Source organism: Halomonas sp. DQ26W (assembly GCF_003339685.1).
Lineage (GTDB): Bacteria > Pseudomonadota > Gammaproteobacteria > Pseudomonadales > Halomonadaceae > Halomonas.
Genome location: NZ_QPKI01000006.1, coordinates 150,201 through 157,944, shown reverse-complemented (window position 1 = coordinate 157,944; position 7,744 = coordinate 150,201). Strand labels below are relative to the sequence as shown.

Annotated in this window: 8 protein-coding genes; 3 read left to right on the top strand and 5 right to left on the bottom strand. The window is 60.4% G+C overall.

Going from position 1 to position 7,744, the window contains the following annotated elements:
• Nucleotides 1-278: 278 nt before the first annotated feature.
• Nucleotides 279-1,631, bottom strand: coding sequence for an NADP-specific glutamate dehydrogenase (gdhA, locus tag DU490_RS05150; RefSeq protein WP_114573254.1), 1,353 nt, complete (start codon nt 1,629-1,631; stop codon nt 279-281).
• 216 nt (nt 1,632-1,847) lie between these two features.
• On the opposite strand from gdhA, the gene DU490_RS05145 reads away from it, so the two are divergent.
• On the top strand, nt 1,848-2,327 hold the full coding sequence (locus tag DU490_RS05145; protein ID WP_258801310.1) for a DUF2721 domain-containing protein: 480 nt from the start codon (nt 1,848-1,850) through the stop codon (nt 2,325-2,327).
• Nucleotides 2,324-3,421, top strand: a complete 1,098-nt coding sequence (gene rlmM / locus DU490_RS05140) for a 23S rRNA (cytidine(2498)-2'-O)-methyltransferase RlmM (protein ID WP_114573252.1) — start codon at nt 2,324-2,326, stop codon at nt 3,419-3,421. Before DU490_RS05145 ends, rlmM begins: the two co-directional genes overlap by 4 nt.
• Nucleotides 3,422-3,488: 67 nt before the next feature.
• Here the strand turns inward: rlmM and DU490_RS05135 are convergent, their stop codons facing one another.
• Nucleotides 3,489-3,776, bottom strand: a complete 288-nt coding sequence (locus DU490_RS05135; RefSeq protein WP_043512077.1) for an antibiotic biosynthesis monooxygenase — start codon at nt 3,774-3,776, stop codon at nt 3,489-3,491.
• Between the two features lie 31 nt (nt 3,777-3,807).
• Here DU490_RS05135 and tusA point away from each other — a divergent pair, with 31 nt between their 5' ends.
• Nucleotides 3,808-4,059, top strand: coding sequence for a sulfurtransferase TusA (gene tusA / locus DU490_RS05130; protein ID WP_114573251.1), 252 nt, complete (start codon nt 3,808-3,810; stop codon nt 4,057-4,059).
• Between the two features lie 232 nt (nt 4,060-4,291).
• Here tusA and DU490_RS05125 read toward each other — a convergent pair whose 3' ends face one another.
• The 3 genes from DU490_RS05125 to DU490_RS05115 all read right to left on the bottom strand — a co-directional run bounded on the left by DU490_RS05125 (nt 4,292) and on the right by DU490_RS05115 (nt 7,620).
• Complete coding sequence (locus DU490_RS05125; protein ID WP_114573250.1) at nt 4,292-5,002, bottom strand: hypothetical protein; 711 nt, start codon at nt 5,000-5,002, stop codon at nt 4,292-4,294.
• A gap of 136 nt (nt 5,003-5,138) precedes the next feature.
• Nucleotides 5,139-6,200 (bottom strand): DUF3080 family protein, encoded by a 1,062-nt coding sequence (locus DU490_RS05120; protein WP_114573249.1) that lies wholly within the window; start codon nt 6,198-6,200, stop codon nt 5,139-5,141.
• Complete coding sequence (locus DU490_RS05115; protein WP_114573248.1) at nt 6,172-7,620, bottom strand: MATE family efflux transporter; 1,449 nt, start codon at nt 7,618-7,620, stop codon at nt 6,172-6,174. The genes DU490_RS05120 and DU490_RS05115 overlap by 29 nt, the downstream gene beginning before the upstream one ends.
• Nucleotides 7,621-7,744: the final 124 nt, after the last annotated feature.

The following is a 7,744-nucleotide window of genomic DNA, read 5'->3' as shown; positions in this document are numbered from 1 at the left end:
GCCGAACTCAGCAGTGAAACCGATCAGCGCCGATGGTAGTGTGGGGTTTCCCCATGCGAGAGTAGGTCATCGTCAGGCACTTATTCCAAAAACCCCGAGCTCGAAAGAGCTCGGGGTTTTTGTCGCTGGGTCAGGTTGCTGGGTCAGTACGAGTGCCTCCCCCTTGCCCATGCGGAACCACTGGTGTGAACCAAATACAATCACCCCAGGCACTGCCCGAGGTGATTGTAGCGTTGCGCCAGCTTTAAAGCGTTGCTGAGAGCGCGTGGGGAAACGGTCTAGACGACACCCTGCTCGATCATGGCATCGGCCACCTTGCGGAAGCCGGCAATGTTGGCGCCGAGTACCAGGTTCGTCGGATCGTCAAACTCTTTGGCGGTAGTGGCACACTGGCTGTGGATATCGGCCATGATGGCCTGCAACTTGGTGTCGACCTTCTCTAGTGTCCACTGCTGCATGCTGCTGTTCTGGGCCATCTCCAACTGACTGGTGGCTACGCCACCGGCGTTGGCGGCCTTGCCGGGGCCGTATGCGATTCTTGCTTCGAGAAAGCGATCGACGGCATCGGCAGTAGAGGCCATGTTGGAGCCTTCGCTGATACAGTGCGTACCGTTCTCGAGCAGTGCCCGGGCGTCGGCCTCCGTTACTTCGTTCTGGGTGGCGCTGGGGAAGGCGACATCGCCCTTGATGCGCCACACCGCATGGCCATCGGCAGGGTAGTCCTGGGCGTCGATGTAGTGAGCTTCGGGGTGGTGCTCGACGTATTCACGCAGAGAGGCGCGCTTGACCTCCTTGAGCAGCTTGAGGGTATCCAGGTTGATGCCTTGCGGATGATGAACGGTACCGCGAGAGTCGGAGCAGGTGATGGGCCGGGCACCAAGCTGGTAGAGTTTCTCGATGGTATAAGTGGCCACGTTGCCGGCACCCGACACCAGGCAGGTCTTGCCCTCGATGCTGTCACCGCGCGTCTCGAGCATGTTCTGGGCGAAATAGACCGCACCATAGCCAGTGGCTTCCTTGCGCCCGAGAGAGCCGCCCCAGTTGAGCCCCTTGCCGGTGAGGATGCCTTCATAGCGGCCAGTGAGTCGCTTGTACTGACCGTACATATAGCCGATCTCTCTGGCGCCAACCCCGATATCACCGGCTGGCACGTCGATGGTGGGGCCAATGTGCCGATACAGCTCGGTCATGAAGGACTGGCAGAAACGCATGATTTCGCCATCGGACTTGCCCTTCGGATCGAAGTTGGAACCACCCTTGCCGCCGCCGATCGGGAGGCCGGTGAGCGCGTTCTTGAAGATCTGTTCAAAGCCCAGGAACTTGATGATGCTGGCATTGACACTGGGGTGGAAACGCAGGCCACCCTTGTAGGGGCCCAATGCGGAATTGAATTGGACGCGATAGCCCTTGTTGACCTGTACCTGACCGGCATCATCGGTCCAGCAGACTCGAAACATGATCTGGCGTTCGGGTTCGACGATCCGCTCGATGATGCTGTGCTGATGGTAGCGAGGCACCGTATCCAGCAGTGGCCGAAGGCACTCGAGCACCTCCTCGGCAGCTTGATAAAACTCGCCTTGGGCCGGGCTACTTTTCCTGAGCCCTTCAAGGGTATCGTGCACGTAGGTCATGTGGATTCCTGAAAGAAAGTGGTTGAGGCCACTATAATCCAATGCACCATTATGCAGCAACCGTATGGGTCATGCTGGGATTAGACATAGATATGAGGCGAAAAGTCTTTTAAAAGACGACAACCTATGCACCAACATCGCTCACTTGTTATTATCCATAAACGGTGAGCAAACGCAGCTGTTGCCTGTGCCCATCCCTTGCGGATGGCTGTTATCATGCCTTCCTTTGAATACACCGGGAGTTCCGGAACCTTGACCCTGACGACACCGGCCTTGCTGTTTCCTGCCATTTCGCTGCTGCTGCTGGCCTATACCAACCGCTTTCTGGTGTTGGCACAGTTGATCCGCAAGCTGGCAGAGAAAGAGCGCAACCTTCATCAAGACGTTACGGCACGCCAGATCCCGCTGCTGCGCAAACGGATCTCATTGACCAAGCGCATGCAGGTCGCTGGCGTGCTGAGTTTCCTGCTTTGTACCCTGTCGATGTTTGCTCTTTTCCTGTCGCTCGAGTTGCTGGGCATGATCCTGTTCGGGGTGAGTCTGGTCACGCTGTCCGTGTCCCTGGTCTATTCGCTGTGGGAAGTGACGATTTCAACGAATGCGCTCAACGTGCAGTTGCAGGATATCGAGGCGCTGGGCGGGGAACGCAAGTGCAGTGAGCGCATCTCGCCAGACGAGCCGAGGGAGGCCTCTTGATACGCCAAGGCCAAGCGCAGGAAATAGACCGGTTACCCGATCAGGTGCTGTTCTATTGCCGGCCCGGTTTCGAGGCTGACTTGGCGGCAGAAATCGATTCCCGTGCCAGGGGGCTCGGGTGGTCTGGTCAGGCGGAATACGTTATTCAGGCCGGGTACGTCTGCTTTCATGTGTCGGATGAACGCCCCGTCAACCTGCTTCAGCGTGAGCTGCCGCTGGAGGGATTGATATTTGCGCGGCAGAGCCTCGTTGCACTTCCAGCACTGACCTTGTCACGGGACAACCGTCTGTCGCCGATCATCGAGCAGGTGGTGGCGAGCGGCTGGAGCTTTGACTCCATCTGGCATGAAACACCTGATACCAACGACGGCAAGGCGCTCTCGGGGCTGATTAAGGCGTTGACGCGGCCCCTCGAGTCGAAGCTGAAGAAGCGAAATGCACTACGCCGCAAGGCGGCAGGACGTCGGCTTCACCTGTTCTGGAGCGATGGCGACCTGGTACAGCTTGGGATGAGCTTTCCCGGAAATCGCAGCGAGCTGCCGGGTGGCATCCGGCGCCTTCGTTTTCCTCATGCCGCTCCTAGCCGCTCGACCCTCAAGCTGGAGGAGGCCTGGCACGAATTCGTCCCGCGCGATCAGTGGGATGAGCGCTTGGCGGAGGGCATGCAGGCGGCCGATCTCGGCGCGGCGCCAGGCGGCTGGACCTGGCAACTGGTGGCACGAGGCATGAACGTCTTTGCCATCGATAACGGATCGATGGACAAGAGTTTGATGGCAACGGGCCTGGTGGAGCACCTGCGCGAAGATGGCTTCGTATGGGAGCCGCCCGGTCGGCTCGACTGGCTGGTTTGCGATATCGTCGACAAGCCTTCCCGGGTCACGGCCATGGTGCAGCGGTGGCTGGAGCGACGCTGGTGTCGGGAGGCGGTATTCAACCTGAAACTGCCGATGAAGCGCCGCTGGGAGGAGGTGACGCGTTGCCTGTCTGGCCTGGAGGCTGCGCTGCACGATGCCGGTGTGCGAGCGGAAATCCGTTGCCGGCATCTTTACCATGATCGGGAAGAGGTCACGGTGCATGTCAGGCTATTGGACTGACTCCATCGGCAACGATCGTTGATGGTAGAATCGGTCCTAATAGCTGTGAGCTGTCCGATGTGGAACGCTAGTAGGAAGGCTCATAGATGCGGATGGACTCGTCCTCGGTCAACAGCGGCCAGATGCGCTGCATGACCCGCGAGCGCTCCTCGCTGTTGTACCACTCTTTCCAGGCGCGAAGGTCGCGCCATTTGGTGATCATCAGGCGTCTGTCGCTGTGCCCGAGTTCCATGAGCGTCTCGCCACCCACGAAGCCCCTGGCTCCTAGGGACCAGCGGATGGCTTCACGGGCGGCCTCCTCGTATTCTTCTTCCAGGCCGGGCATTATGCGACGTTCGATAATGATCTTGATCATCTAAGCTGGCTCCCTACACCGAGGTCGATCGATGGTTGATACTGCCGACTCCTTGCCGGATTTTCAGACTGAACTGGACACTAGCGGTCTCTACTGTCCGGAACCCATCATGCTGATGCACAACAAGGTCCGAGACATGCAGCGCGGCGAGATACTCAAGGTGGTGGCCACCGACCCGGCCACCGCTCGGGACGTGCCGAAGTTCTGCAGCTTTCTTGGCCATGAGCTGCTGGCTAAGCAGGAGTCGGACGAACAGTATCTATACTTTATCCGTTTAGGCTGATGTATCGCTAGGCTTTGTCTGAAAACTGTCTGCGCTTGGCCATACTGCGTTAAAAACCAGCTCAAAGTACTCATTTACACTACGTAAACTCCGTCTTCTCGCTGCTTTTTGCCTTGTCTGGCCTTCGCTCGCCGACTTTTCAGACGAAGCCTAGGCCTTGTACGAAAAGCGCCGGTGCTTGCTGGCTTCCCGTCCATGGTTTGCCCCGCTGATGGTTCGCCCCCGCTGGATCTCAGCCGGATGTCGCCGACTCCTCGGGGGTAACCATCAAGGCCAGGGCTTCAAGCGTGCCGGGATCCTGTTCGCGGATGCGGCTGGCGATGCTGCGTTGGAAGAAGTAGACCATGCGGTGTCGGCTGTGGCCGGGGTAGAGGCAGGAATCACCCGGGAGCACTGGGGTGGATTCGATGAGTTTCTCGTCGGCCAGCAACGCTTCAACGTTGCCATCGCTGTAGAGGCGCCAGCCGAACACCTGCTTCAGCTGCCAGGGGCGGTGGTCGTCATCGATGCATAGGGCATGGGTTCCCAGAGTGTCGGGCAGTTGCTGGATCAGCGTGATGTCACGTGTCTCTTCGTAATCGAAGTAGGCGGCGGCATGCTCCAATTCATAGGCCTTGTGAGTCGGAGCCGTGTCCATCAGCTCTTCTGTTTCCGGGTCACGATAACCAACGAAGCTGCCATGCTCGGAGTCGTCGATGTGATGGCAGGGGGTGAGCGCCTCCATCCAAGGGACGAGACCCACGACGTCCCCATCCTCGCGCAAGCCCCAGGCGAGAATCGGCATTCCATAGAAGGAGTCGGGATCAGAGGCGAGGCGATAGACCATCTCCAGGCCGTCAAGCTCTGGAGAAAGACGTATCAAGCGGCGCTTTGCCAGCTGTTTCTGGCGCATCGTTTCCAGGTCGATGACCCGGGCAGGGCGGGGTGACATTGTCATACCCATGATCTCCCTCCAGTTTCTGCATGGGCCGAGCTGTTAAGGGTCACGGCTGCGGCAAGGCTGACGGGATCCACACCTACCTACTCCTTCCACCAATATCACAGACTCACCTGGTAAGTTAAGCCTGACGAAAGGTTTTTCATTCACAGCGTTCGGCGAGTGCCTGCCAGTGACGCTGATGTGCATCGCGTGTCGCGAGAAAAGCGGGGAGCGGCGCTTCGGGATTGTCCAGCGAAAGCCAGCGGTGTCGATAGCGGGCGACGGCCTCCGGAGGGGAGGCATGACTCTCCAGCAGCGTATCTACAGCGCCCAGCCAACGGCTGGCTTGGGCTTCGAGCTCGTCCAGCCACTCGATTGCCGGAACCTGCCGGAATAACGTTTTCAATTCATCAGCGGCCTCAGCCAGCGGCCGACAGCTTGCTGTATCGGCTAGACTGGCTTCCAGTAGCGCATTGGCTTCACCGAGACGCTGTTCTGCCAGCAGCAGGGCCCGCAGCACTTCTGCTGTCAGTGGTCGGCGGCGAAGGGTGTCGAGGTGTCCCTCGAGGGTTGACGACGCATGCTGCCACTCCAGGCTGAACTGGTTCAGCGTGGCGGCGTGCAGCCACTCGATGGCTGCCAATTGCTCATCGATGGCGTCACGTGAATCGGGTTCCAGAGGAGAGCTGGCCCGGGAGAAGCTGCCGGTCCACTCATCGGAGTCGAACAGCGTATTCCAGCTGACCATTGGCAGCTGCTTGGTCTTAGTCATGGTGAGTCTTGCCAGGCGTTCGCGGTTGCTATCGGAGAGTGCCTCCGGTACCTCGCTGTGCCAGCAGGCATGCAGACGCCGCCAGAGCTCCAGCTCGTAGATCCAGCGCTGACTGGGGGGTGCCACCCGGCCGAGCTGATTGTTGCGTGCAGCCACCAGAGAGGTGATATGGCATTCACGCAGCGCATAGACATCGAGCAGGGCCGCGCGGGTATCCGGTATCACGAACAGGCGCTCGCGGCGATCTGGAAGGGCGCCGATATTGACGGGATCGCCGGGCTCTGGCGCCGGCTGACCCAGCGCATGGGCAAGGTCGCGCTGATAGCTCGTCAGCAGCGCGTCGCCTTCACCACTGCCACTGCAGCCGATCAGCAAGGCTGCGGTCAGCAGCCCCCCGGCCAGGTATCCCAGCTGGCTGCGCTCAGCTGTGCGGGATCTCGATTCCGCCATCCGCCATCCCCTTGGACAGTCGCCGCAGCCGCTCGCCGAGCAGCAAGGCCGCCACGGTAAGGCCTGCGATAAGGCCGACCCAGTAGCCGTGCACCCCAAGGGGGCCGCTCCACCCGGCCAAGCCATGCATGCCCAGCCAGTGACCGCCGCCAAGGCCAACCAGCCAGTAGGCGACCAGCGTGATCACCATGACGATGCGCGTATCCTTGTAGCCCCGCAGTGCGCCGGCCAGGTTGACCTGTAGCGAGTCGGAAACCTGATAGATCATGGCCAGTATGACCAGTGAAACCGCCAGGCGTTGCACGGCCACATCGTGGGTATAGAGGGCGATGATCGGTTCGGCGGTGAACCACAGCAGCAGGCTGTTGAAGCCCGCCACCAGCAGGCAGATGGCGATACCATTCCAGGCCACCAGACGAGCATGGCCAGGGCGGCCCTGCCCTAGAGTGTTGCCGACCCGAACCGTCAGCGCCATGCTCAGCGACAGCGGCAGCATGAACAGGATCGAGGTGTAGTTGAGCGCGACCTGGTGTGCTGCGACCGTCACCTCGCCGAGGCTGGCGACAAACAGCGCAATCAATGTGAATAGCGTGACCTCGACGAAGATCGCCACGCCAATCGGTAGGCCGATATACAGTAGTTCGCCGATCAGCTTCCAGCGGGGTGGGGCGGGCTCGCGCCAAAGTTCGACCTCGCCATAGGCGCGGGAGCGCCGGGTATAGGCGATCATCGCCAGGCTCATCACCCACATGGAGAGTGCGGTGGCGATGCCGCAGCCGAAGGCCCCCAGGGCGGGAATTGCCTGTAACCATGCGGGCAGCCACTCGCCGAACAGCACGGTGAGCCCGTCGCCGCCATAGATCAGCACATAGTTGCTGGGTATGTTCACGGCCAGACCCACCAGGCTGATCCACAGTGCAGGGCGGGTATGGTTCATGCCGTCAGAGAAAGCCCGCAGGGCCTGGAACAGGGCCACCCCGGGCATACCGAAGGCGACGGCGGAGAGATAGGCCGCCGAACGCCGTGCCACTTCATCGGGCACCTCCATCAGGCGGAAGATCGGCATCACCGTGAACCACAGCAGCAGGGCAGCGCCCAGACCGAGCGCCAGGGCCACCCACAACGCCTGGTGCACGTTGGGGCGAATACGGGCAGTAGTGCCGCCGCCCAGTAGCTGGGCAACGATGGGGGTAAGCCCCATCAGGGTGCCGGTCATGAACAGCATCAACGGCAGCCAGATGCTGGAACCCACGGAAACCGCCGCCAGGTCGGTGGCGCTCAGGCGTCCGGTCATTATCACATCGACGACGCTCATGCCGGCCTGGGCCAGTTGGGCACCGCAGATCGGCAGCGCCAGCTTGATCAGTGGCTGCGTTTCCTTGCGGCTGACGCTGGCGAGTTGAGACAGGAAGGTGGCCAAGAATCATGCTCCATGCAGGCGATATGGACCGCCATAACAGCGTACAGCCTCGTTCAACGAGCGAGGGGAACCGATTATGTTAGCAATTGGCGGTGGTTTTCGCCCGCTGTGTTACTAGAAGCCT